The sequence below is a fragment of the Paenibacillus sp. Z6-24 genome, from assembly GCF_054161335.1.
In genome coordinates this window covers 4,710,850-4,737,216 of sequence record NZ_CP096398.1, presented here as the reverse complement: position 1 = coordinate 4,737,216, position 26,367 = coordinate 4,710,850, and the positions used below count along the sequence as shown (strand labels likewise).

Here is a 26,367-nt window from a genome sequence, read left to right as displayed (position 1 = left end):
TTATTAAGTATAGCTTGAGAACGGATACAAAAATATCAATTGCTGCCGTAAAATATACGTGGTTTCAAAGAGGGAGAATCTATGGAACAGGCACTGCATGGTTTTGACCGTTACGATGAACTTCAGTATGGATATCAGACCGATCTGCTGCGTATTTTGTACTATGATCTGCCGGCGGATTACAACGAAAATTATGCCGCTTATGAGTCTCCCAAGCTGTGTACGGTGCTGGAGGGACAGAAACATGTGCGCACCTGCACAACAGAGCAATTTTTCACCCATGACTGCAGTGAAATGCTGCTGCTGCCCGCCCATTCACGGATTGAAATCAATGTGCCCGTACCGACACGTGCGCTTGTGTTCGAGCTGAGTGACCAGCTGATATCACGGCTGCACCCTGTTGTGGAGGAAGAGCTGGGCAGCGATATTGCGATTGATAGCAGCACGATGCTGCGCTGTGCAGTGAATCATCAGAGCCGGGATCTGCAGGAGACGATTCGGCGAATCCGGCGTCATCTCAGCCTGCACAATGAGGATCGGCGCTTCCTGATTGATTTGGCTGCACAGGAGCTGACCTACCATCTACTGCATATTCAGGGGGCAGAGCAGGTATTGAAGCTGAACCGGAGTGATCCGGTGTATCAAGCGATCCGCGATATCAACGATCATATCGGCATGATCCACCATATCCGGGATCTGGCGAGCCATTACCGGATGTCCCACACGAATTTTACAAGCCGGTTCAAAAAGCTGACCGGGCTGACGCCGCGGGAGTATATTACCAACCGCAAGCTGGAGGAAGCCAGCCGGATGCTCCGGCATCACACGGTAACCGAAGTGGCAATAAGCCTGCAGTATGATAATATTTCCCACTTCATCGGATTGTTTCGCCGGAAATATGGCATTACGCCGAAGCAGTACCAGCTTAGTCTGCATTCGGCAGTTGAGCTTCCGCATTAGGCTGGAGATGATCGGTTGGAGGGACAGAGAACAAGGGCAGACCGCTTGGTAAGGTTGATAATATTTCTCACTGCTTGCTCTCTATATGCAAGTACAAAAACCAGGCGCAGCAATAAATAGGCACAACAAAAAACCGACTCCTCGTTAGGGTCGGTTTTGTCATATATGGATGATTCTGCACTTACTGCAACGGAAGACTAGCGGCTGCGGGAAGGTACAGAGCACTTTTTGAGATACTCCAGCTTACGGATAATTTCTTTTTGCCATTTGTGGTCGCCCACATGAACAGCCAGATTGAGAAGATCCAGATAATCGTCGATTTGTAGTGAAGTTTTCTGAGTCATTGCGTTCATCAAGATTCCGTCTCCTTTGAAGCGCAGGGATAGCAGCGCATATATAATGAGGCACAGGGTGCACGTTGCAGCAATCGTCAAATTTCCGTATTCAGGAATTATCAGTGGATTATCAACCGATCAGGAATGATAATCATTATCATATCTACATTCTTATTGTAAGCATTCAACCGGTGAATTGCAAACCATTTATCTAAATTTTTTTGGAAATTATTCAACTGTTCACAGGTTATACACGGTTCGGTCATGGGATAATACGGATAGCATGTAATTGTAGCGTCGTCTGGCGCAATAAAATGGACTTCCGGTGTCCGATGGCACCGATCAGCGGAATAAAGGAGAATGATATGTCTTACCGATGGATGAAATGGACGATCTTGTTTTTACCGACCGTTACTATTGGGTTATGGGAGTATGTGAGGCATCAGCTGCTGATGCCGTATCTGTCCATGGAAGTGGGCAACTGGCTGTCGCCGGTGATTGTATATATTGTCAGCGTCACCCTGCTGCGCCGGCTTTTCACGATGATGGAGCATACGCGGGCTGCACTGGACCGGGAACGAATTGCCAAAGGCAAGTTGGAGGAACGGCAGCTGCTCGCCGGGGAACTGCATGACGGGGTCGCCCAGTCGCTGTTCCTGCTCGGAGTCAAGCTGGACCAGGCCCGGCGCCGGTTTGATGACCCGGAGGTGCACAAGATGCTGAACGATATCAGCCGCACTGTCAGTGAAGCCAATCATGATGTACGCCAGTCGATTGCCAATCTCAAGTATTCCCCCCGTCAGGAGGATGCCGGAGAGACCTCACTGGAATATCGCATCCGTGAGATGATTCCGCTGGCCGGGATCAAGGTGGATTTGGACTGGCAGCTGGATGACGGATTGTTAAAGCCGGATGAGCAGGCCGAACTGCTGGCCTGTATCCGGGAAGCGCTGCTGAATATCCACAAACATGCGGGAGCACGAAGTGCGACCATTTCCGGTATACGCAGTGATGCAGGCTGGCAGATCATCGTGCAGGATGACGGACAGGGATATAACGAACAGGAACTGACCGATCCGGGCAAGTTCGGACTGCGCATTACGGCGGAACGGGCCGAACTGCGCGGCTGGACGTTTGCGCTGCGGCGTGAGCAGAACCGGACCCGATTCGTACTGACAGGAGGAAACGGACATGGATAGAGTACGTGTACTGATTGTGGATGATCATGCCCATGCCCGGGAAGCCACAAGTGTTATTTTATCGGAAGAGCCGATGTTTGAAGTGATCGGCACGGCCGCCAGCGGTCAGGAAGCACTGGAATTTACAGAGAAATGGATGCCGGATCTGATTCTGATGGATATTTCCATGAAAGGCATGGATGGACTGGAGACGACGCGGCTGATCAAGCTGAGATTTCCCTATGTGAAGATCATCATGATGACCGTGTCGGATGATGCCGCCCATCTGTTCGAGGCGATCAAGCAGGGAGCACAGGGTTATCTGCTCAAAAGCCTGCCGCCGTCGACCTGGCTGGAATATCTGCGCAGTGTGGCCTCCGACCGAGAGGGCATGAGCCAGGAGATTGCGCACCGGATTTTGCAGGAATTTCCGTTTGGCAAGGCACAGAGCGATCCGGCTGCCGATACGCTGACCCGGCGGGAGCGGGAGATTCTGCAGTGGGTATCATCCGGCATGACGAACCGGGAGATTGCTGCCGAGCTGGTCATTTCCGAGCAGACGGTCAAAAATCATCTCAAAAATATTTTGCAAAAATTGCAACTCGAGAACCGTGTGCAGCTGACCCGGTATGCGCTGGAGCAGGGCTTGGCTTCGGATCAGCGTCCGCGTCCATAATTCATTCAAATTTGAACCGGTGAATGACGGTTATATAGCCCTATGTAGTCATTTTCCACCGACAGATGTTCCGTTATGATGAGAAAGGTTCATTGGATTGGGGTCCCATGACCGTTCGGAAAGCAGGTGAAGGATTGAGCAACATGATAATACGATCAGATAAATCACAGAATGTACAGACAGCAGGGTTACTATCGTTCGCTGATCGCTGTGACGGGTCTGCGAAAGGTGGGAGCTACCGCGGAAAGCATGCAGCCCGGCGTGGCGCAGCAGGCAAAGGCAAAGCCTTGCTGCACAGCGTACTTGCTCTGCTGGTACTGCTGATGTGTATACTGTTCCCGCAGCAAGGTATGGCTCACTCGGCGGTCGTGGAATCATCACCGTCACAAAACGAGGTGCTGGAGCAGTCCCCGCAGCAGATCAAGATCCGTTTTAATGAAGATATTCAGCGTGCGTATTACAGCATCCAGCTGATGGATTCGTCCGGCAAGGTGATCGGACCGATCCAGGCGAAGATTGATGAGAATGACGGTACCGTGTTAAAAGCGGATGTGCCGATGAAGCTGGCAGGCGATATTTACAATATTTCCTGGAAAGCCGTATCCGGCGACGGACATCCGGTACAGGGTGGAATCGTGTTTCAGGTCGGCGATGGCGCCGGCAAAGACGTAAACGATACGGATGTGCGTATTAGCGACAAGCCGGTCAATCCGCTGCTGGTCGTTATGCGATGGCTGCAGTATGCCGGACAGGCGATGCTGCTCGGGGCACTCTGTCTGACCCTGTTCTTGCTGCCGCAGCGGCTGCGTGCCGGGGAGCATACCGGATGGATGACAGGCGGCCGCTACCGCTGGTTCGTGATAGCGGGCAGTGTGATTGCCTTGGCAGCTCTGGTGGCACAGCTGCCGCTGCGAATCGCCTGGGATGCGGATGTACCGCTGTCCGGCACCGGTGCCGAAGTAATGACGACTTTGCAGGCGACCGTGTTCGGCAAGGTCTGGTTGTTCCAGATGATCTTTACCATACTGGGCATCGCGGGTCTGCTGCTCATACAGCTGCGCAAGTTATCCGTATCGGTCCGCAAAGGGATCGGTATGACAGCATTTGTAATGCTGGTCGCAGCGCTGCTGGCCAAGGCATTTGATGGACATGCCTATGCAGAGCCGTATGCAGGTATTGCGATTGCGGCTGACTTTATCCATCTGCTGTCGGCTCTGATCTGGAGCGGAGCGCTGCTTGCACTGGCACTATTTCTGCCGAAGATTACGGAAGCGTACAGCGGTGAAGAGCGCCGACTTGTATACTGGAGCATCGTTCGCCGGTTCTCCTGGTGGGCGATCGTATCGGTAGCGGCGTTGCTGGTGACCGGGATTTACGGCAGTCTGGTCTATTTGCCGGAGCTGAATTCGTTGTTCACGACCGCGTATGGATTGACACTGCTGGGCAAAATTCTGCTGTTCCTGATCATGGCAGCCTTTGCCGGGCTGAATTATGTCAAAGGGCGCAAGCAGGAGGAAGAGCTGGGCAAGGATCTGATCTGGGAAGTGCTGACCGGATTCGTCATTCTGGTGCTGGCTGCGATCCTCGTGCATCTGTCGCCTATGGGCGGCTCGCTGGTCAAGGTCAAGCCGGAAGAGATTACGGCGCAGACACAGCAGATCGAAGGCTATGAAGTGAGTCTCAAGGCGACACCGCTGGAGATGGGCAGCAATGACTTTATCGTGACGGTCAAGGATGCCAAAGGACAGCCGGTGAATGTGGAGCAGATTCAGATTACGATGACTCACATGGATATGGCGATGGCACCTGCGGAATTCACGATGAGCAGCGCAGATGAGCAAAATGGCGTGTACCAGAAAAAGTCCATGATCAGCATGAACGGACGCTGGCAGATCGACATGCATATCCTGACCAAAAAGCTGGATAGCATGGATGTGCAGTTTACGATCAAAGTAGGATAATAAACAGCAACAACTGCAGGACACATTGCATGATGGAATGTGTATAACTCAGACAAAGGGGCTTATTCATTTATGAAATCCAAATCCGTATTTACCCGTATGATCTCGCTTACCTCGGCTGCTGTTCTGGCCGGATTCGTTACATTCGCAGGCGTTGCCAGTGCGCACGTGACCGTCAAGCCCGCCGCATCCATGACCGGTGCCTGGGAGACCTACACAATCAAGGTACCTTCGGAAAAGGAAATTCCGACAACCAAGGTAACACTGAAAGTGCCGGAAAATCTTTCTTTCAAACAGTATCAGCCTGTTCCGGGCTGGAAGACGACCACCGAGAAAAATGATGCAGGCGAAATTGCAGCCATCACCTGGGAAGCGGAAAGCGGCGGCATTGAAGCCGGACAGTTCCAGCAGTTTGTATTTGTCGGTGAGAACCCGGCCAAGGATAGCGAACTCGCCTGGGATGCCTACCAGTACTACAGTGACGGCAGCATTGTGGAATGGACCGGAGACGAGGGCAGTGATACGCCTCACTCCATGACTGTGGTCAGTGCCGAAGCGACCGGTGCAGCAGCGCCGGCTGATCATGGACATGATAGTGCAGGTACGGCAGGCAGCGGCACTACCGGTACGGATAGCGGAACCCCTACGACCGGTGAAGATGCAGCGGGCTCCGCGCAGCCAGCTGCAGACAGCGGTGCAAATGCCGCTCCAGCCGCAAACAGCGGTATGCAGACGGCGACACTGATCCTTTCCATCGTTGCTCTGATCGCAGCGATCGGCGCATGGGTGACGGCTGCACGCAAACGCAGCAAATAAATATAACAACTCTACTCAGCAAGCCTGATTTCCCGCTAGAAGGAGATCAGGCTTTTTCATGGCTTGGATGCTTCTTTTTGCCGGGGGAATTGGTATACTTGCTATAATAATGATAGCTGGATTGATAACAGATGACATGGTGAAGGAGAATGCTATGACGTACCGTCTTGGTGTAATCGGACCTCAGCCATCCGTCGACCATATTCTGGAAGTGACCCGGAATATGGCGGAGGATGCGCAGTTTATCCCATTTGTCTATAATCATCCGCAGGAGATTCCCGGCATTCTGGAGCAGAACCGTCCTGGTCTCAAAGGCTGGTTCTTTTCCGGACCGGTCCCGATGTCTGCAGCGCGTCCTTACTTGCGGGAAGCGGAACTGTCGGTTTACTGCAAGCCTGCCGGTTCTGGCCTGTACAGGGGAATGGTGCAGATGTTGATGTCGCAGCAGATCGGAAGCCGCCCTTATTCGATTGATATGGTACGTTCGGAAGATATAGATTTGCATGAATCCCTGGCAGAGCTAGGGATTGTGACAGAAAGATTGTACATGCATATTTTTGATGCAATGGAAGATCCGGAGACGATCATCGATTTTCACTTGCAGTTATGGAAAAGCGGCAAAAGTGCCGCTGCGCTGACTTGTATGCACTTTATCTACAACGGGCTGCAGAAGCATGGCATGCCGGTGTACCGGCTGACGATTACCCGGCAGGATATCCGACAGGCGGCAGAGCTGCTTATCCAGCAGGCACGCAGCTCTTATTTCAAGGATACCCAGATCGGCATGCAGATGATCGAGGCGGATCTGATGACGCTGAGCAATCGTACAGGAAGAGGACGTTACTCCATCCAGTATGCCGAGCTTCAGATGCAGCAGCGCATGCTGGAGCTGTGTGAGCGCATCGATGGAGTCATGATGCCGCATGGAATAGGCAGCTACCAGTTAATCAGTACCCGCGGTGCCATTGAGCGGGAGCTGCCGGAGCTGCGGCGGGCGGTTGGCAAGCTGGAGCTGGAACTGGATATTCCGGTATCAGTTGGAATCGGCTACGGGGATACGGCTTTTACAGCGGGCAACCATGCGATACTGGCACTGCAGCATGTACGGAGTCGGCAGCAGCCGATGCTGGTCATCATGCAGGATAACGGCGACATTCGTGAAATGGTCAAAGATGAAGCGCAGTGGAGCTATGCTTCACGGTCCGTGGACCCCAGCCTGCTCGCCCTATTGAATGAAGCCGGAATCAGCGTCAAAACCTACAGCAGAATCGAAGCGCTGACCCGTCATCTGAACTGGGACGGCTTCACCACTTCTCAGCTATCCCAGCAGCTGTCCATGACGATTCGCAACGCACAGCGCATTATGAGCAGTCTGTGCCGTATCGGACTGGCAGAGGTGGAAGGAGAAGAGCAGCAGTCAGTACGCGGCAGACCGCGCAAAATTTACAGGCTGCGCCGGGATCGGCACGATGAATAGTGAGAGGGTGAAAAACGTGAAAAAGGGTACTTTCCCAATCAATACAATACTTAAAATATATTATCTGATCATGGCAGTGGCCGTGATTGCACTAATAATCGGCAAGGAAAGATGGCTGGAAGGTGCTGGAGGCACGCAGGCAGCGATGTGGCTGTATTACGGAGCGGTGACTGTGGGCATACTGATCCTGGTGCCTGCGTTGGTAATGGCATGGTTCTGGCTGCGGCGCTGGATGACCACCTACAAGGTTGAGCCGGGACTGCAGAAAGTTCTGCTGATTATTACCATTCCGATGATGCTGGTGATCGGGTATATGCTGGAACTGGTATTTATCATGATTTTTATTGGTCTGGGCGGCAGCTCTTAATGCTACGTTTCTATTGAGGCTGTTGATCCATCAAGCCGGAAGACCATCATCTATAATATAAATATGTAAATCATATCGACTTACCCAACAAGCCCATGCAGCTGTAATATCTGCATGGGCTTGTTGGCGATTCACTGTGAAGGTGAATCGGTTATTGAAGTGGAGTCGGTGCTCGCAGGAATCACATTATTCGATCCGGTCGACACGAACCACAGGAGCACTCGTAGTTACACCGATTACCCCGGATGGTTGAGTGTCACCCAATCCATATTCCGGTTCAAATTCCGGATCGGGCATTCCCGGTGCTCCGGTATCTGCACTGCCGTTAGCTTCATTATCCGTGGCAGCACCGGAATCGGGACTGTTGTCTGTATTATCGGCGCCTGCTCCGGATTGCTCCGGGGTCAGCGATTGGAATTGTCCGTTAAACTGTCCATAAATGGTAAAGCTGCCGGTGGCAAATTCCATATAGCCGGTCAGCCATACATAACTGTCTCCCTGCCGTGCCAGCGCACCATTCTCATCCACCGATATGATCTCGGCGCTGAACTGTATCGTCTCATTCGGATGAGAAGCCACTTCAGCAGCCGTGATAGAGCGATACATGCTGTTATCGGTCCGGCTGTCGCTGAGTGTATAGCTGCCATCCTGAACAGGGCGGTAAATATCCGTCTGTCCAGCAGCGCCGTCAGCAGGTTCATGTACATCAATACTGCCGTCCTCTGCGGTCTCATAACCGGCGGCCGCAACAGACAGCAGACTGCGGAACCCGCTTCCGGTCAGTCCATAAAAGGAATACTGATGACGGTCATCTTCAGCCGAGCCGGACTGGACGACGATGACCGGCTGCTCGCTGCTGCTGAGCCGCGGCTCAAGGGTCAGCGACAGTATCTGATTCGCAGTTTGGCCGATCTCCCCGGACCATACACTGGCTGCGCCATCGGACGACATTTTGCCGAAAAATAGACGGTTATTATGATCGGTAGCGATGCTGTACACCGGCACATCCGCCCAGTTGACCCCGCCGGTTACATGCTCGTAGGCGACAGAAGCGTTGGAGCTCTGCAGCAGATGGACTGGATCGGCGGTCGCCCAGGCAATCTGAGTACGGGCGATCGGCTGACTCATATCTTCCAGTGTGCCCAGGGATTCATACAGATTCACAGCCTGCTGGAACTGCCCGGCAGCAGACAATGAAGCAGCCTGACCCTGAAGGGAAAGGATCTGCTGGCTGATTTGCGTCAGCACCGGAGATGAATCCAGTCCCAGCTCGCTGGCAGCATCCCTGAAGCTGCGGGCATGGGATACAAACTGCGCAGTCCGTTTTGCCTGGATGTCCTTGGTAATGACCGAGCGGGTCCCGCTTTCGGCGAGGCTCACGATCCATGGAGCCTTGTAATTATGCTGCTGATACATCTCTGCTGCATATACCGCCTGATTCAGAAATTCCGTGAAATTCCCGGCTGCCGCCAGCCGGTTCAGCTTGGTCTGGTCATAGCTTTCCAGCAAATTGCGGATATACTGCTGCATCGGTTCCCTGGTATCCCAGTAAGCCTGCGGGATACGCAGCAGGTTCCATTTATAGGATTCATCCTTGTAATTCGCAGTCTTTAGATTCTCCTGCAGACCGTCTTCAAAGCTCTGGCGAAATTGGGTGAAACCGGTCTGCAGCTTTTCTTCCATCGTATAGTCTTGCTGAATCTGTTCGTATTCCTTTTGAAAGCGATCGTCGGCCTGCTTTTGAGCGCTGACATGCCCGCTCCAGCGCTCATAGGCGCTGAGAAAGGAATCGAATTGCCGGGTGTCGATAGCAGCCTGCAGCTCACTGGCACTGGCGGATACGACGCTGTTCCACTGGCTGATTGGCTGCAGCTCAGCCAGCCGGCTGCGGATATGCTGTTCCTGGTAGGACAGATACCGGTTCTCGGCCGCCCGGCTGTACCACTGTTCTGCCGGAATCCATTCCTGGTGGGCATAATACTGATCCGCCAGCTTGATCCAGCTGATCTTGTGATAAATGCCGACACTTTTGAACACGATCAGTATCAGGCCCACTGTGCAGCAGACGAGCAGCAGATTGCGTAACGAAAACAGCCGAAGCACGCTCATGGACGTTCAGCTCCGGCGGCATCCGGTTCAAAGGCAGGATCGGACGGATACAGTTCTGCCCGGATACTTTCCATATCCTGACCGAGTACTTCGCTCTGCAAAGCCGGATCGCTGTGGACCACATGATATAATCGGACGAAGCGTTCCCGGGGCAGGAAGCGGGCATACCGGCGGATAAAGCCCTGATACATGGTCACATACCGCTTCATGCGCACAGCAGCCGATGCCACGCTGATCAGAATATTCCAGCCATTTTCCATTTCCAGAATTCTCGGTTCGTTGGCAATAATGTAGCGGATTGCCCGGTCCTTGATCATATCCCGTTTGAGCCGGGCAATTTCCCCGATATAATCGGCGACCAGCGGATCAAAATCCCTGGTAATCAGCGATTCCAGCTCCAGATCCATATCGCTGCGCAGCCGGAAGTTCTGCAGCAGGGACAGCAGCGCGAGCCGCAGTCGATCATTGCGGACGAGTACGGCGGTCTGACGCAAAATATGATAGCCTTCCACATCTTTCCCGCTGCGCACGGTCTCTACGCCGGTCGACTGGTCATGCACGAGTCCGTCGTGTATGGTGGCATGATCATAGCGGAACATCCGGCTGAGCTGACGCAGCGTCTCCCGCTCTGTCATCCGGCGCTGTACGAGCACCAGCAGAGCGAGCAGGATCAGACCGGTACCGGCGGCAATAGCGATCTGGGTCATATCCTGTGCCAGTAAAATGGCTATGATTATAAGCAGCACTGTAAATAAAATTTCGTTCAGCATTTTCCGGCGTGCCCGGGAGCGCGCCCGTTCCATCACCGGTACCAGTCTGGCTCTGCCGCAGCTCGGACAGGCTTCGCCGGGCAGGATGGTGTACTTCCCGCATCGGCGGCAGGTCCGCAGCCGGTCATAGTTGCGGCGGCTTCGTTCGAGCACAGGCAGCTGAACCGCTTTTTTGGTAGTTGTCATAGTATGCAATCACTCTCTGTAATTCATATTTGGTTATTCCCGTTCGTTGACGGCGGCCAGCAGCTGTTTCTCCAATTCTTCCTCGGAAGGGGCCTTTTTACGGCGAAAGGCATAAGCTAACAACCGGCTTACGACAAAAAGAAACATAATCGCGACACATGCGTATGCAAGTATATCCATAGGATAATCCTTTCTGTATGTTCAGGTAGTAGAAGTTTGGTTATTTTCTATTTTATGCGAAAATCTATTCCAGAATAAAGGGAGCGGTGAAGAATATTCAACTTTTAGCCTGTAGTCCAGTGATTTCCCCCGTCTTAAGGTGGGGAAAGAATTCAACAAGATACGTTATAATGGTATCCGGCTTCCTTTGAGGAATCAGACGGCAAACGAGACTTTTTGGATGTGTATGGATTATTATGGATATTGTGGTGAAAATGGTATCAAATTTTTCACTTTATGTGTTTTAAGGCATGTTAAGGTGAATTTAACCGGCTTTTAATCATAATCCGCTAAACTATGAGAAAATCGCCTGTCCTGTGTGTCTACATTTTACCTTAAGCGAAGGAGTAGAATGATGTTCCGTAGAAAACTCAATCTTATGTATATAACGCTGGCAATGATTCTGTGTCTGACACAGCTGCCAGGTACGCTGTTCGCCGCATCGGCCGCAGCCAACAATAACAGCCCGTCCTCTGAGGTGGACGCGGTACTGCTGCTGGATGTCAGCAACTCGATGAAATCCAGTGACCCCGAGCAGCTCGGGAATGAAGCGATGAAGCTGTTTATCGATATGCTGCCCACCCAGGGTGACCGGGTCGGCGTGGTTGCCTATACCGATCAGATTGAACGGGAGAAGGCGCTGACAGGCATTAACTCAGCCGATGACAAAACGAATCTCAAAACCTTTATCGATGATCTGAACCGCGGTCCGTATACCGATATTTCGATCGGGATGAGAGAAGCGGTCAATATTTTGCAGGACAGTTCGCAGCAGGGCAATGAGCCGATGATCGTGCTGTTCGCAGATGGCAATAACGAACTCAACAGCAACTCGGGCCGCTCCAACAGCGAAGCCGATCAGCAGCTGCAGGAAGCGGTGCAGCAGGCCAAGCAGAAGGGCTATCCGGTCTATACTGTGGGTCTGAATGCCGACGGCAAGCTAAATCAGCAGGCGCTGAAGAACATCGCCACCGAGACAGGTGGTAAATCTTTTGTAACCAGCTCAGCGGATGATCTGCCGGGAATCCTGAGTGAAATCTTTGCGGCTCACCAGCAGGTGAACGTGGTGCCAGTGGATTCGATTACCGGTAACGGACAATTTCAGGATGTGAAGATCAATATCCCGAATGCCAGCGTCAAGGAAGCCAATATCTCCATTATGTCTTCACAGAAAGTGGAAGTGAAGCTGGTCGATCCGTCAGGCAAAGCAGTGGGCGTTCCTTCGGATCAGGTGAGCATCTCCACCTCCAAAAGCTATTCCCTGGTCAAACTGCTGAAGCCTCAGCAGGGAGACTGGACGCTGCAGGTCAAGGGAGCCGATCAGGACAATATCGATATCAACCTGATCTTCAACTACAGCCTGGAGATGGCGCTGGACCCGATTCCGGCCAAAAACTATGGCAAAGGCGATAAAATCGATATCGTATCCTATCTGACCAGCAATGGGCAAAAGCTGACCGATGCCTCACAGGTTGGCAACCTCAAAGCTGTACTGAACGTCAAAGACATGGACACCGGAGCGACCAGCCAGGTGTCACTTAGCGGCAATGGAACAGAGTTCAAGGGAACTTTTGAAGTGACGGATAATCATAAATACCAGCTCGTTGTGAGAGCGGAAGAGCAGAGCTTTTACCGGGAGACGACTCCGGTTACTGTAGATGCGACCGGCGCTGGTGCAGGGACCGGCAGCACGGAGGAAGCGGCCGGCCTTGGCACAATGGCATGGGTACTGATCGCAATCGGCGTTCTGCTCGTACTGACCGGAATTTGGTTCCTGCTGCGTCTGCTCAAGCAGAAAAACAGAGGATTCGTCGGTCAGATGGTCATTGAGATCCGCGACGAGAATACCGGAGAGAAATCCTACCCGCAGTACAAGAAACTGACGACCTTCCGCGGCAAGTTCAACCTGCATCAGCTGCTGCAGCTGGCGCCGGAGCTGAAGGAGACCGAGAGCATTACCTTTACACCGGGCAATAATGACCGTATCATCGTTCGCAACAATGCGGACAGCATCATTGAGAAATCCGGCCGTGCAATCGATGCTTCCCGCGGCTATGAACTGAAGAGCGGCGATCGTCTGACGATTGCACTGCGCCAGGTGGACAAGACCGTTCTGCTGGAATACCTGACCTGATGATGGACATGCCATTTCCATAGCCAGGGTTACCGGGGAGATGGCATGGCAGTTGGGTGCAGACAGATAGCCGGACATATTTAATTCATGATTGAACCGTATAATAAATCAGACACCAACTGGAAATACCAAAATACAACAGACAAATGGGAAACCAATCAGAGCATAATTCAATACGTTAAAAATAGAAGGTTACAAGGGGGATCATCCATGAAACCAATCGTTAGAGAACATATCCAGCAGCTCGACGTATCGCTTGGCGGCGGTATTGTCAGTGAGAAAATAAGAGTCGATACCATCGACAATCCGATCCTGATTATCGGCCTTGGAGGCACAGGGATTGATGCCCTGCTGCGTCTGAAATACCAGATTAACCGCCGCTTCCGTCTGCCGGAAGATCCGGTTACCAAGAAAAAGCAGGAAAAACCGGATAATGTGGAATTCCTCGCTTTTGAGACCAACGAACAGGATCGCAACAAAAAATACAAAGGCATCGGCCTTGATCCGCATAATGAATTTGTACTGCTGTCCAATCCGGAGATCGGCGGACTGCTGCAAAACCGCAGCCTGCTGGAGCCTTATATCACTGAATGGCTGTCGCCGGAGATGAGCATCACCGACGGCATGAACGGCGCGGCGGGTGTACGCCAGGCCGGTCGTCTGCTGCTGTTCACCAAGATCAACCAGGTCGTACAGAGCATCGATAAAAAGATCAAAACCCTGTCTGTCGGCACCAATAAAAAGCTGATGGTGTTCCTGCTGACCGGTCTGTCCGGCGGTACGGGCAGCGGTTCGTTCCTAGATATCTCATATATCGTACGGGGTATTGTAGAGCGCGATTACGGCTCTGCCGGGATTGACCGTCTGACCATGCTGGGCTACCTGTTCACACCGGACGTTAACCTCTCCAATAAGAGCCTGAGCGAGCACACCCGTGAATATATTCGCAAAAACGGCTACGCCGCGCTCAAGGAACTGGATTACTGGATGAACGTGGACAGCCGCGGCGAACGCTTCAAGCAGCAGTACGGCAGCATCCTGAACGTGAATTCACCGCTGCCGCCATTTAACCTGTGTCACCTGATCTCGGCGACCAATACCGAGGGCAAGCTGCTGGAGAATGCCTACGATTACTGTATGAATGTAACAGCTGAGAATATCACCAACTTTATGGCCAGTGAGGAAAAAGCCTCCGGCGAAGAGTTCGCGATTCATGACTATATCAGCAATATCCGTACGAATATCGCGCAGATGAACCGCGCCTATCCGGCGAACTATGAATACAACATTATCGGTGCATCCTCTGCGGTGCTGCCGATTGAGGAAATGACGACCTATCTGGCGTATCGCTTGTTCCAAAAGATGGACAAAATGTTTGATCAGGCACCGGATCAGGAAGCGGTAGAGAACTTTGCCCGCAAGCTGGGCGTCGATCTGGATACGATGACCAAAACATTCGAGTCCCGTGTACCGGAGCCGCTGCCAGGCTTTGAGAACAGCGAGCGTCTGAGCTACAACAATGTTGTCAAAATGCAGGCGGTCAATATGGATACCGAGCTGGAACAGACATTCCTTGTCCGTGCCCGCGAAGAATATATCAAAGCCAAGCAGCAGCTGCCTGGTGAGATTGTCGGTCAATTCTCCGACCAGATCCGCCGCATGTTCCTGCATCCGGAACAGGGACCATTCTACGTATCCCGCCTGCTGTATACGGAAAATGGCTTCTCTCTGCTGAAAATGCTGCTGTCCTATATTGAGACACTGCGCGAGAGCCTGACACGCATCCCGCGTGATATCGAATCGGCGGCAGAGTATGCGAACGATCGTCTGGGCGATGCCAAGAGCGCCTTTGTCTCCAAAGATAAAAAGAAAAATGTCTATATCGAAGCGAAGATCGACGAGTACTGGCTGCGTGCGGATATCGAGCGTACCCAGCAGATGATCGAATTCTATGAAGATCTGTATCAGCTGCTGAACCGTGAGAATAACCGGATTTACGGCGTATTCACGGAAGTGCTGAATGCTCTGAGCTCCATTTTCGAGAAAAATGGCGAGTTGCTGACCAGCGGTACCGAGCAAGCCGACCATCGCGGCAACAAAACGTACTACTGGAATCTGGTTAGCGTGCCGGACATCTCCAAAGCGGTCAGCGACATTATGGACAGCAAGGACGGCGATGATCTGATCCGTGATTTCTCTACCCAGCTGCTGGATCATTCCGATCAGTGGGTCAAAGAGCAGGAAGTGGATATCGTACGTTCCATCTCCGACTTCCTGAGCGACAAGTTCGGCGATCTGATCACCCGTTCGATGGAAGACTTCCTGGTGATGAAATACGGCGAAGACGAGCCGATCGAGAAATTTGTAGAGCGCCAGATTGCCAGCCGTCTGGATGACGATGCAGTACCCGTATTCCACCTGAGCAACAGTGCAGGCAATCTGCACTTCCCTTCGTGGGGCTTTGTGTCGGTGCCGGTACAGGCGCCAAGCATCCTGCGCGGTATTCGCAACTACCAGACCAATGCCATCGGTAAATCGCACTTTACGATCAAGGAGAGCCAGGTCAAAAACCGGATCTTCTGGCTGAACACCCGCAATGGTGTACCTCTGTTCGTCTATACACCGCTCAAAGTGTATGAAGAGAACTACGAGCGCACCATTCTGGACCGTGAAGGCGTCGGCCGTCACCTCGTGATGACCGAGAAGGAGAACTGGACGTATCTGCCGTCTCCAATTCCTGAGCGTTCCTGGGGAGAGACATACGTCAATCCGCGTGTACAGTCGTACAATGCGCGCATTCGGGCTGACTTTGCCCGTGCCCGTGCACTGGGAATTATCTCGGAGAAAGATGTCGACCAGAATACGAGCAACCGGTTTGCGATGAACTTCAGCCAGCCGTTCGATCTGGATGCGGTACTGAGCGGATACGATCTGCGTCTGGATGCTGCCCGTCCGAATCTGGGTGAAATCAAGCGTGCGCTTACCGAACTGCGCCGCCTGATGGGCGAGGGACTGCCAGCGGAATCGTCCAAAGATATCTTTAACAGCTACAACGAAGATCTGGCTGCCGAGAATCTGATCCGTTCTCCGAAACTGATCGAGCGTCTGCGTGAAGAGTTAGCCAAGTACGACGGCATTCAGCTGAAAATCACCGAGCTGGAAAGCATGCTGGGCCGTTTTGAAGGCGAGGAAAAGCTGACCGATCAGTTCGTACAGGCATTGTACACCGATACGATCACCAAAAAAGGTGCATTGTACGTATATGACCGCGATCCGGAAGAAGAAGCATGGGAGCCGTTCGCGAATCTGATGAAAACCAAAAACGTGGTCGAGTTCGAAGTGTTCGAACATTTCCGCAAGCTGGATGAGAAAAACCGTGCGGTACTGATGCGTAAAGCCGACCGCCGGGATAACGAGCTGACAGCATCCGAGGATATTGCTCCGCTGCTGTCCAAGCTGGATGAATTATATGAGACTTATCTGGAAGCGCGCGATCGTCTGGAATACGAGCGTGTCGAGCTGGTCAATGGGGACGAAGCCTACCAGTTCTACAAGCAAATGGTAACCAAATTAAACGATCTGCGCCGGAAGCTGAGATAATATGGATGTTCGGCTGAGACAATTCGCAGAGGCATACGCTGCTGCCGAAGAGAAAACAGCCGGGCAGGGAGACGGGCGGAGCAGTATTCACTACCCCGCCGTTTTCCTGTTTATCGGGGACCATGTCCGCGATGCGGCTGCTCATATCAGAAGCGTAAATGCACAAAAGTGGGATAATGGCGCTGGTGTCATGTATGTTGAAGTATTACCGGAATCTGCTGCAGACTCTTCTTCCCGATCACCAGAAGCGGATGATCCGCAGCAGATTTTGTCATACCTGTCTTTACCTGCTGTATCTTCCGGCAAGCGGGGGCAGCGACCGGACTGGAGCACGCATTTCCGGGAAGACGGCAAGCATCTGCTGGAGCTGAACCGGGCATTTCGCCAGGCGGCCCGCAGACTGGCCGACTTTGGAAGAATATATTCTTCCTTTGACCGGCTGCATCTGTCGGTGGTGACACGGGTGGAAGATCCGATGAATATACTGGTTCCGCAGATTGCCCTGCTGGCCCGCTCGATTCTGGGACAGTCCTTCAAATCGGTACAGATGGATATCTATGCACTGATTCATGAAGGAGAGCAGGAGGAGAACTTTGGGTATGCCAACTCGGCTGGGGTTGCTTTTCTGCTCGAGCTGGAGCAGGTGCAGCGGGAAGATTACAGTCTGAGCGCACCGCTGCAGCGCACCGAGGATGGACTCGCGGTGATGGTCCATCATACGGCGGCTCCGCTGTTTGAACTGGCTTATATACTGTCGGATCGTAACGAGCGCGGGGTGGCGGTTAGCGGCGGCGTGAACAGCAACTACGATATGATCTGCCGAATCAGCCTGCTCAAAAACCGGCAGCGTCCGGAAGATGGCAGCGATCTGGCTTTTAGCGGCTCGGATTACAACAATACGGCTTTTAAAAACAATATCCGCAATGCGGATGGCAGCCAGGGGCTTGTATCGGCCGGGTATGCCCGTGTGCGCAGACCGGATCTGGCAATTGCGCTGACCGTATTGGAGCACTTTTTCCAGGGGATTGTGGAGCGGATGAAGCGGGAGCCTGCGCTGAATATACGGGAGCGCGAACAGCTGCTGGGGATGGATGAACCATCGATGGACCGGCGGCTGGAGCGGCTGATTCCGGATGAATCGCGGCTGGAAGATATGAACAGTCTGATGACGCGTTCGGTCAGCTTTTCTTCACTCAAATCGATGAGTCTGCGGGAAGCAGAGTATGCTTTATTTGAAAAGGGCGGCGATGCGTTCTTCCGGGACAATTACGAGCAGGAAGCTGAACGCAGACTGGCCCAGTGGGATGCTGCACACGAGTTCAAGCATATCGTGGCCGAGCAGATGTGGGAGCATCCGGATGTGCACTTTTACCAGCTGGCTGCGTGGAGTGATGAAGCGGAGAGCACCAGTCTGTGGGAAGTGCTGCGCAGCCGCATCCGCGATCTGAATATAGCGATCGAGCAGGCGCAGCTGGAGCTGGAACAATGGTATAACAGCCGAGCCGATGAACTTTCTTTTCCCAAAATGCCGTTTATGGACAAGCATAATGTGCGTAATCTGACCCGGGCGCTGATCCAGGCGATCTATCCGCATCGTCTGCATATTCTTCGTCTGCAGACCCGGCTCAGGCTGTATCGAAGCTGGGAAGAGCAGCTGGCTGCCCTGCACCGGGGCAGCATGGAACTGATGCGCCGAATGGACCAGATCGGTCGGGACCTGCACACGGCATCGGCAGAAAGCATCCGTACCGCCGATGATTATATCGGCCAGAATATCACCGACTACTACAGCCGCCTGACGGCCGAAGTAATGCGGGATATCGAGGATAAGCGCGGCGAGAAAGCCTTTTTCGAAGAGCGCAGCATGGCGGATGTAACCCATCTGCTAGAGCAGGGTTCCGCGGTACTGATCGAACGCCTGATTACCGTATGCCGCCAGGAACTGCTGCCGTCACCGGCACTGTCCCAGACGTTCGAGCAGGAGCTGCTGCAACGGGCGAATGTTACAATCGACTACGCCAACAAACAGGCTCTGTCGCAGGAGGACCTGTTCAAGGAGCTTTACCGGACGCTCGAAGACCGGGCGACCATTCATATCCGGCTGCTGGATTATACCCATAAGCACCGGTATGAAGAAAAGTACATGTTCGGCAACGCGAACGGAGAGTTCGTCCGCTACGCCGCCGGCGTCGATAATACGACCCGCATTTACAAAACCGGCTTCATCCATGAAGACCGCACCAGCGGCGTCGAAAAACTCAACCTGATGGGCGGCTTCGGCATCACCGATCTGATCTATTACCGCAACGGCAAAACGTACTACGATACGTATGTCCAAAACGGCTACGAATTCCATACCGAAGAATCCGGCCTGAAAGAAACATAAGTTGCAGTAGACTAGCTGGTTAAGATGTAGAATCATAAAGAAGACTTCAACACACTAACGAACTAGTAATAAAAGTAGCAATCAAAAATTACCAGCTTCTACAACCACCAATATTTACCGACATAACAGCGCGCGCAGCGCAAGCCATCATTCTCTTTGCCAGTCTGTTCCCGGGTGGCAGGAAGCACAGAGCGAAGGGGGAAGAATGATCCAATCGAAGCGAAGCGTTCGCCTTTGAAAATGGATATCGACTGCGGTAGGCAGTTATTTCGGATATCCGTTTTCAACAGCGATCGGCTGGATCATCTTCCCCCGCAGCGCTGTCCCTTCCGCCCACCCACGGACAGATGCAGCAAGAGAACCGATGGATACTTATAATGTGAAAAGGGGAGACGCCAGAGATGCAGCGCAAAGTAAACTGGCTTATGGTTTTATTCAGTCTGATCGGAGGAGCAATCGGTTTTATTCTCAGCGAATGGTTTTTACATTCCTATCTGGACCGGATGCCCCGTATTTTTTTGATGGGGATTTATTTCGGGATTATCAGTCTGATGATCGGCATTTTCTGCCTGCTGGCTGAAGTGATTTCGCCCAAATTAAACGGGGCGTCGTGGAGACAGCGCTATACGGATGTGTCATGGAAATTGCTCGTGCCGGCTACACTCGTGGTAATGTTTATCGGCGGACTGGCGGCCGAGGCACTGTATCAGCTTGATTTTAACGGAGCCAAGACAGTAAAAGATGTTGTGGTTGTCATTGATAATTCGGGCAGTATGCAGGGAACCGATCCACAGAATCTGCGCTATCAAGCTGTGAAAAACATGGTTGATTCCATGGATAAGGATATGCGTGTCGGCATTGTGCAGTTCAGTGATGAAGCCAGTGTGGCACTACCGCTGACCGTACTGAATCCAGCTTCCAAGCAGCAGGTACATCAGACCATGGATACGATGGTAACGACCGATGGCGGTACGGATTTTACGCTTGCCCTTAACACGGCGATGCAGATGATTCAGGAACAAAATGATGATACCCGTGGTACTGTCGTAATTATGCTGTCGGATGGAGACAGTACGCTGGATTCCAACACATTGCAGCCTTTTCAGCAGCAGGGAATTGCCATCCATACGATTGGTCTGAGTCTGCAAAATGGGGTGAATCCGAATCTGCTGCCTGAGATTGCTTCGCAAACCGGTGGACAATACTATGATGTGTCCCAGGCTACCGACCTGCCGAAAACATTCCAGCAGATCTATGACACGCTGGACAAGCGTACACTGGTCACAGAGCGCAGTGAACCATTCAACAGCAATCTGTATTATCAGATTCTGCATGTGGTCCTGATTATGATTCTGGGAGCACTGCTCGGCGTAGGTCTGGGGTTGCTGTTTGATAACAGGTTCCTGGCACGAAGCTTCGGTATTGGAGGCGGCGTTGGCGGTCTGCTGGCCGGTCTGCTATTGGAATGGGGAATTGGCAAGACGGACTGGACGGACGGCGTTATCCGCTTTCTGGCGATTATGATTCTGGCGCTGGTCATTGCCCTGTTCACCCTGGTGATTCCAATCGGGGAGAATAACAAGCGCATGATTCGCCGCAACGCCCCCCCGCCACCACCAACAAGTTCAGGCAGTCCACGCCGCAGACGCGGTGAGAGTGCGCGCAGCTTCCAGCGGTAGAGTGGTATCATTTACAATTGCATGGATAATGAAAGTAGATAATAAATATGAGGGTACAATCAAGTCCTGAACAGGAAGGAGATGGTGCAATGCGTTATATCGATGCAGAGCCTGAAGGTGAGCAGGGGATTCATGGGCTGACCGCTCAGGTGGAGGATGGATGGTGTACACTGCGGTGGTTATGGCCGCGTGACGCCGAAGCGGTATATATTCAGCGATTATCCGGGAGCGGCACAGCAGGTCCTGCTGCCGCTAATGAAGAATATGCTCCGGCAGCGGATGGGCAAAGCGACCAGGCTCCTTCCGCTGCCGGACTGAAACTGTATACCCGTGAAGAATATAAAGCCGTCAATGGCTACCGCGACCGGCTCGACCAGTTTGGCAAAATGGGCTATGTGATCCATCTGGTTGTCGAGCATAACGGTGAACAGGCGCTGCTGCGCCAGCCGGATGGGCGCAACCGGATTGAAGTCAGCGCTGGCCGGGCGAAGATCCATTATTCGATCCGTCAGCAGGGCAGCTGGCTGAGCAAACGGAAAACGGTGCGCATCGAGGTGCATGCCGAAGTACCGGTCGCCCGCGATGTGCTCTGTTATGTTAAAAAAGAAGGCGGTTATCCGGCAAACCGGGAAGACGGAATCGTTTACCCGTTTGCGGAACCGTTCCAGGCCGGACGCAATGAGCTGCCGGCTATAGAGATGGGCAAGAACGAGTATGTACGGCTCTTTTTTACCGATGGGCGTATGTATGGACAGATGTATGAATTGATTTTGGAATAGGGGGAAGATGGTGAGATGAAGATCTTCGATTGGTTCAAGAAAAAGCCGGATGCCGAACCCAGACCGCTATTTTACGATATCGTGTGCCCATTTTGCTTTAACAAGTTCTCACCGGATGATGTGGAATTCCGGGCGAGCCATCATCGTGAGGATGATGAAGATTATGCACTGCGTGAAGATGCGCGTCTGAACCGCTATCGTGAGCGTTATGGTCTGGATACGGTCCGTGATATGGAAGCGGTGCTGCTGCCGGGAGATGTGCCGGAAGAGCACCGGATCTACTCGGATCATGTGTTGGTGGGGCTGAATGACCGGTATGGCGAGGTCACCCGTCGTCGTCTCTGTCCGCACTGTCATAACGAGCTGCCGGTTACTGCCGGCAAAGTGCCAAGCAATATTATCTCGATCGTTGGCGCTTCCCAGGTCGGCAAATCGGTCTATATGACGGCGCTGATTCATACGCTGCAGAACACGACAGCGGATAATTTTGAAGCGGCCTGTATGCCGCTGACGACAGAGATCAGCCGCAAGTTCCGTATGAACTATGAGGAGCCGCTGTTCGAACGCGGTGATTTGCTGGCTTCCACGCAGAAGGAACGGATGCAGGAGCCGTTTATTTTCCAGTTTGTGTTCAAGGATGAGGAAAAGCCGCCGCTCACACTGGTGTTTTTTGACGTGGCCGGTGAGGGAATGGTCGATCAGGATTATCTGGGACTGCACGGTCAGCATATCAAAAATTCGTCCGGCATCCTGTTCATGGTTGATCCGCTGCAGATCCGGTCCATCCGCGATCGTATCCGTATTCAGCTCGGTGACAGCCGCGGCGAATGGGTGTCCCGTTATGACGAGCCGCGTGATGTGGTATTGACGCTGTTCAGCGACTTTATCGCCCATCAGGAAGACAGCAAGACGGATATTCCGACGGCTGTTGTACTGACCAAGAGTGACATGCTGGAATCGCTGCGCGGCGATGATGGCGAATATATTAAGTCCAACAGTAATATTTTCCATAATGTCGTGCACCGGAATCATTTTGATCTGGATGAGTTTGAGAATATCGACGGAGAGATCCGCCGCTTTATTGAGCGAGTGGATCGTCCTTTTAAAGGGACGATGGATGTGTATTTCAAGGATACCGCTTACTTTGCCGTCTCGGCGCTGGGCAGCAACCCGGTCGAGCAGAAGCTGCAGAGTGTGGTCAGCCCGATCCGGGTGGATGAGCCGTTTATCTGGCTGCTTTACAAACTGAATTATATTGAGGGGAGACGAAAAGTTTGAGTTTACTGTCGAACACTCCGATTCAGCAGCAGCTGTATACACGCGAGAAAAGCGGCATTTTCCGGACGACCGAGGGTTACGATACGATTGCCCGGTCGCCCGGTCTCGATGACGCCTATATCAAAAAGTATCTTCACCCGCTCTGCAGCTACGATGCACCGGTGGAACTGTCATCACAGGGAGAGAAAGATGCATCGCTCTATCCCGAATCGCTGCAGCTGGTGAGGCTGGATAACCGGGATGCGGTACTTGGCCGCAGCCAGTATGTCGCTGCCGACTTTACCGGTCTGCGCAGTACCTTTTTTACCCATAACTATGTATTTGCTTCGGCTTTGACAGAGGAGTGGGTGCATCATTACGAGCGGTGGCTGAATGCTTCCTTCCGAAGCAGTTATGATGTGGAGCAGGGCACGGTGCTGGAGCCGCTGAATGAACTGCCGCAAGAGCCGGCTGCCGCTGCAGATCCATTAACCGTGCTGGCTGAACTGAATATCGATGAAGCGCTGTTCCGGCAAATGCTGGGCGCTGTCATGTCGGCGATTCATAAGCACCGCAAAGTATATATTTCGCTGAATGTACCTGTACTGGAACTGCCGGTGCAGGCGAAAAAGCTGATCGGCGTCCTCATGCAGGCGCTGCCGTATGCATTCCGCCGCAGACTGGGCTTCACTACATATGCCAAAGAGCCGGAAAGCCGCAAAGGCATGCAGCTATTATTCGTGGAGACAGGCTCGATTCGTGCGGGTGACCGCAATATTGAACGGGATTACATTTTCGACCTGAGCAATGGACGTATTCAGGCAGCCCAGGCGGGCAAATCCGGTCAGATCTATATCGACTGGGCCTGGCGGCATCTGAATCAGCCGGAGCGGCTGCGTGAACTGCTGGAATTTGCCGATCAGGGACAGGCGGGTATCGATGCTGCCGGGGAATCGCTGCCTGATCCGGGGCAGTATGATGAATGGACCTTGCTGTTCCGGGTGGAACAGGGAGACGAGCAGCTGTACCGCGAGCAGCAGGGCATGATTCTGCAGTCTCTGCTCAAGCATCTGCGTCCGGCCGGTGCACTGGAATCGGCGATCCGGCTGAATGATCTTTTTCTGTCGCGGTTTGACCGTGAATTTGACGTAGTGCGGAATGGTCAGGTGCCGGATGTATCGATCGCCGAAGTATTTGCGGAATATTACGGCATTGATCCGGACCATACCGGTCGCAAAATTGTGGAATATTTTATCTGGGCGATCCGCAACGCTATCAGCAGCGGCCAGGCGGTCAAGAGTCAGGCTTTTTATGCGATGATGGAGAATCAGCCCCGACTGTATGAGGCGTTTCTCGCTATTGTCGGCAGCCAGCCGGGTCTGGCTACGATGCTGCTGACACCGCTGATCGACCGCAAGTTCCAGCAGGCACAGTCGGTGGAGGAAGTGATTCACCTTGCTGCCGAGTGGGGCAGCAAATATCCACAGCTGCTGGAAATGGAAGATTACTGCAGTCGCGCCAGTCAGTCATTTATGGAGGCACTGCGTCGCAGTCCGGATCTCATGACAGCGACCGGTAATGCCTTTCATATGCTGGAGGAAGTGGAGCAGGATAACCAGGCAGCAGACATCAACAGCGAAGCCTGGATCAGATCCGGTCTTGGTCAGGAAATGCGTGCACTGGCAGAACGTTTCCTGCTCAGCGAACTGGAATGGTCCTCGCTCACCCGCGAACGCCTGCTGCAGGCGGATTTCCTGGCGAGTCCGCTGCCAAGCGACGATTATCCCGAACTGGCAGAACGTCGTACCGCTTCCAAAAAACTCGCGCTTCAGCTGCTGTACATCTGGTTTACCGAAACTAAAAATCCCGAGCAGGTAGTCGATTTGCTTGAACATCTGCCTATCGCGGAAAAGGACCGGATTCAGCAGCTGGGCCGTTCCTGGCTCGGTGAAGATATACGCAGCAAGCAATTTGGGCGACTGCTGGGAGCTTTTAGCTACAGCGCCCAGCCGAACGATATGGACTATTCCGGCATGGTGGAGGAAGTGCGCAAACAGGCACCGGATTCGCAGACGATCTATGACTTTTTCCGCTGGTCGGAGGATCGTCCTGAATTTATGCGGGAGGCTGGAGGAAATGATCGCGGATTCCCCGAACCTGCGCAGCGAGCTGCCGAACGCGGCGCTCGTAATGAGCGGACAACCAAGCGTGCAGCGGCAGAGCCGCGCTTTGTCCCTGCCTATGAAGCGGCCATCCTGGCTTATTTCCGTAAATACGATCCGGAAGCATTCCGCAAAGGTACGCTGTCCAAAAGCGACTCTGGCAGCGAAGGTCCTGCCCTGCAGGCGGTCTACGGCCGTGCCCGTGACGAACTGGCGACACCGCTGGCCAAATGGATGAAGCGCAACCGCAAGCGGCTGCCTTTTCTAGGACTGCTGTCGGTGGTTGGGCTGGCTGTTATCGTCGGACTGGCATTCTATCTGGTAAACGTGTTCAGTGGCGATCCGATCCAGGTCGCGACTCCGACCACGTCTCAACCAGGCACAGGAACCGAGTCGCAGCCAGCGGCCGATCTGCCGGAAGTGATCGTGACGCTGACCGGGCTGCCGGATGAGGAAGATGCTGCAGGAGCAGCGACCGACTCGACCGACGCAGCCTCCCCAACCGGGAGCAACACAGCCGCAGCATTTTCCGGCGTTGTCAAGACGAGCAGTACCGGCACGTCTACCGACACCGGAAGCTCGACGACCGGTTCGGCAGATGATGCGCGAATGGTGTTCCATTTTACCAGTATGACGGCCTGTCAGGCATTCCAGCCCAAACAGGCTACATTCATCCTGGGTACCGGACAGACGGCAGACTACAATCAGCTTAAACCGCAGTCTGCCTGCGACGCACCGGCTGCCGATGCGGGAGCGGCGGATTCTTCCACTGCTGACAGCAAGGGTACAGCCGGAAGCACTGATTCGGAAACAAATACGGACGCTGCTACCGGCACATCAGCAGAGACGAACAGCGGCGCAACTGCCGGGACTGCAGCGACCAATGACCCGAACGCTGTGACCAAAGAAGATTCATCTACAGCAGTGACGGATAGTTCGGCAAACCGTTCAAGTACCGGAACATCCACCAATGGCAGCGGAACTGAAACCGGCTCTTCGACAAGCGGCACTTCAGCAGCCGGCACGGATAACGATTCCGCCGCACTGGAGACGCTGACCGAGGAAGAGCTGGAGACGACGCATCCCTTTACGGTAACCGTCAGCCTGCCCAAGGATATTGAAGCCACCAATATTAATCAGGTCAAAGTTGATGGCAAGCAGTATCCGGTCACTTCACTCACCAAACCGGCCGGTTCAGATACTGAAACCGAAACTGGAACTGAAACTCCGTAATCTAATGCTCTCCAACTCGGTGCTTTTCCTGATATTTACGCAATGACATTATACGAAATACAATCCATTACGCAGATGTCAGG

18 protein-coding genes are annotated in these 26,367 nt (G+C 53.1%); 14 read left to right on the top strand and 4 right to left on the bottom strand.

Going from position 1 to position 26,367, the window contains the following annotated elements:
- Positions 1–81: 81 nt before the first annotated feature.
- Complete coding sequence (locus M1D61_RS20480) at positions 82–960, top strand: helix-turn-helix domain-containing protein (RefSeq protein WP_458120400.1); 879 nt, start codon at positions 82–84, stop codon at positions 958–960.
- A 197-nt stretch (positions 961–1,157) separates the two neighbouring features.
- Here the strand turns inward: M1D61_RS20480 and M1D61_RS20475 are convergent, their stop codons facing one another.
- Complete coding sequence (locus M1D61_RS20475; RefSeq protein ID WP_458120399.1) at positions 1,158–1,313, bottom strand: hypothetical protein; 156 nt, start codon at positions 1,311–1,313, stop codon at positions 1,158–1,160.
- Positions 1,314–1,660: 347 nt separating this feature from the next.
- On the opposite strand from M1D61_RS20475, the gene M1D61_RS20470 reads away from it, so the two are divergent.
- The 6 genes from M1D61_RS20470 (at position 1,661) to M1D61_RS20445 (ending at position 7,770) form a co-directional block, all read left to right on the top strand.
- Positions 1,661–2,494 carry a sensor histidine kinase gene (locus tag M1D61_RS20470; protein ID WP_458120398.1) on the top strand — a complete coding sequence of 278 codons (834 nt, stop codon included), beginning with the start codon at positions 1,661–1,663 and terminating at the stop codon, positions 2,492–2,494.
- Positions 2,487–3,149 (top strand): response regulator, encoded by a 663-nt coding sequence (locus M1D61_RS20465; protein WP_458120397.1) that lies wholly within the window; start codon positions 2,487–2,489, stop codon positions 3,147–3,149. Before M1D61_RS20470 ends, M1D61_RS20465 begins: the two co-directional genes overlap by 8 nt.
- 143 nt (positions 3,150–3,292) lie before the next feature.
- The gene (locus tag M1D61_RS20460; protein WP_458120396.1) at positions 3,293–5,110 is read left to right on the top strand and encodes a copper resistance CopC/CopD family protein; all 1,818 of its coding nucleotides are present in this window, start codon (positions 3,293–3,295) and stop codon (positions 5,108–5,110) included.
- A gap of 72 nt (positions 5,111–5,182) precedes the next feature.
- On the top strand, positions 5,183–5,926 hold the full coding sequence (locus M1D61_RS20455) for a YcnI family copper-binding membrane protein (protein ID WP_458120395.1): 744 nt from the start codon (positions 5,183–5,185) through the stop codon (positions 5,924–5,926).
- A 154-nt stretch (positions 5,927–6,080) separates the two neighbouring features.
- Positions 6,081–7,403 carry a GTP cyclohydrolase IIa gene (locus M1D61_RS20450; RefSeq protein ID WP_458120394.1) on the top strand — a complete coding sequence of 441 codons (1,323 nt, stop codon included), beginning with the start codon at positions 6,081–6,083 and terminating at the stop codon, positions 7,401–7,403.
- A gap of 16 nt (positions 7,404–7,419) precedes the next feature.
- Entirely contained in the window at positions 7,420–7,770 is a 351-nt protein-coding gene (locus tag M1D61_RS20445; protein WP_458120393.1) for a hypothetical protein, read from the top strand.
- A 186-nt stretch (positions 7,771–7,956) separates the two neighbouring features.
- On the opposite strand, the gene M1D61_RS20440 is transcribed toward M1D61_RS20445, so the two are convergent.
- Genes M1D61_RS20440 through M1D61_RS20430 form a run of 3 tightly spaced genes read right to left on the bottom strand, consistent with a single transcriptional unit; the run spans position 7,957 to position 11,015 of the window.
- Positions 7,957–9,879, bottom strand: a complete 1,923-nt coding sequence (locus tag M1D61_RS20440) for a hypothetical protein (protein WP_458120392.1) — start codon at positions 9,877–9,879, stop codon at positions 7,957–7,959.
- Positions 9,876–10,835, bottom strand: a complete 960-nt coding sequence (locus M1D61_RS20435) for a hypothetical protein (protein WP_458120391.1) — start codon at positions 10,833–10,835, stop codon at positions 9,876–9,878. Before M1D61_RS20435 ends, M1D61_RS20440 begins: the two co-directional genes overlap by 4 nt.
- A gap of 33 nt (positions 10,836–10,868) precedes the next feature.
- The gene (locus tag M1D61_RS20430) at positions 10,869–11,015 is read right to left on the bottom strand and encodes a hypothetical protein (RefSeq protein WP_458120390.1); all 147 of its coding nucleotides are present in this window, start codon (positions 11,013–11,015) and stop codon (positions 10,869–10,871) included.
- Between the two features lie 394 nt (positions 11,016–11,409).
- On the opposite strand from M1D61_RS20430, the gene M1D61_RS20425 reads away from it, so the two are divergent.
- From M1D61_RS20425 to M1D61_RS20395, 7 genes are all read left to right on the top strand, one after another.
- A complete protein-coding gene (locus tag M1D61_RS20425; protein WP_458122574.1) occupies positions 11,410–13,188 on the top strand; it encodes a vWA domain-containing protein in 1,779 nt (592 codons plus the stop codon).
- A 210-nt stretch (positions 13,189–13,398) separates the two neighbouring features.
- Complete coding sequence (locus tag M1D61_RS20420) at positions 13,399–16,788, top strand: tubulin-like doman-containing protein (RefSeq protein WP_458120389.1); 3,390 nt, start codon at positions 13,399–13,401, stop codon at positions 16,786–16,788.
- A gap of 1 nt (position 16,789) precedes the next feature.
- Positions 16,790–19,174, top strand: a complete 2,385-nt coding sequence (locus M1D61_RS20415; protein WP_458120388.1) for a transcription initiation factor TFIID — start codon at positions 16,790–16,792, stop codon at positions 19,172–19,174.
- A 401-nt stretch (positions 19,175–19,575) separates the two neighbouring features.
- Positions 19,576–20,853, top strand: coding sequence for a vWA domain-containing protein (locus tag M1D61_RS20410; RefSeq protein WP_458120387.1), 1,278 nt, complete (start codon positions 19,576–19,578; stop codon positions 20,851–20,853).
- Positions 20,854–20,942: 89 nt separating this feature from the next.
- Entirely contained in the window at positions 20,943–21,632 is a 690-nt protein-coding gene (locus M1D61_RS20405; RefSeq protein ID WP_458120386.1) for a beta-mannanase, read from the top strand.
- A gap of 15 nt (positions 21,633–21,647) precedes the next feature.
- A complete protein-coding gene (locus M1D61_RS20400) occupies positions 21,648–22,910 on the top strand; it encodes a TRAFAC clade GTPase domain-containing protein (protein WP_458120385.1) in 1,263 nt (420 codons plus the stop codon).
- The gene (locus M1D61_RS20395) at positions 22,907–26,284 is read left to right on the top strand and encodes a GAP1-N2 domain-containing protein (RefSeq protein ID WP_458120384.1); all 3,378 of its coding nucleotides are present in this window, start codon (positions 22,907–22,909) and stop codon (positions 26,282–26,284) included. Before M1D61_RS20400 ends, M1D61_RS20395 begins: the two co-directional genes overlap by 4 nt.
- Positions 26,285–26,367 lie beyond the last annotated feature (83 nt).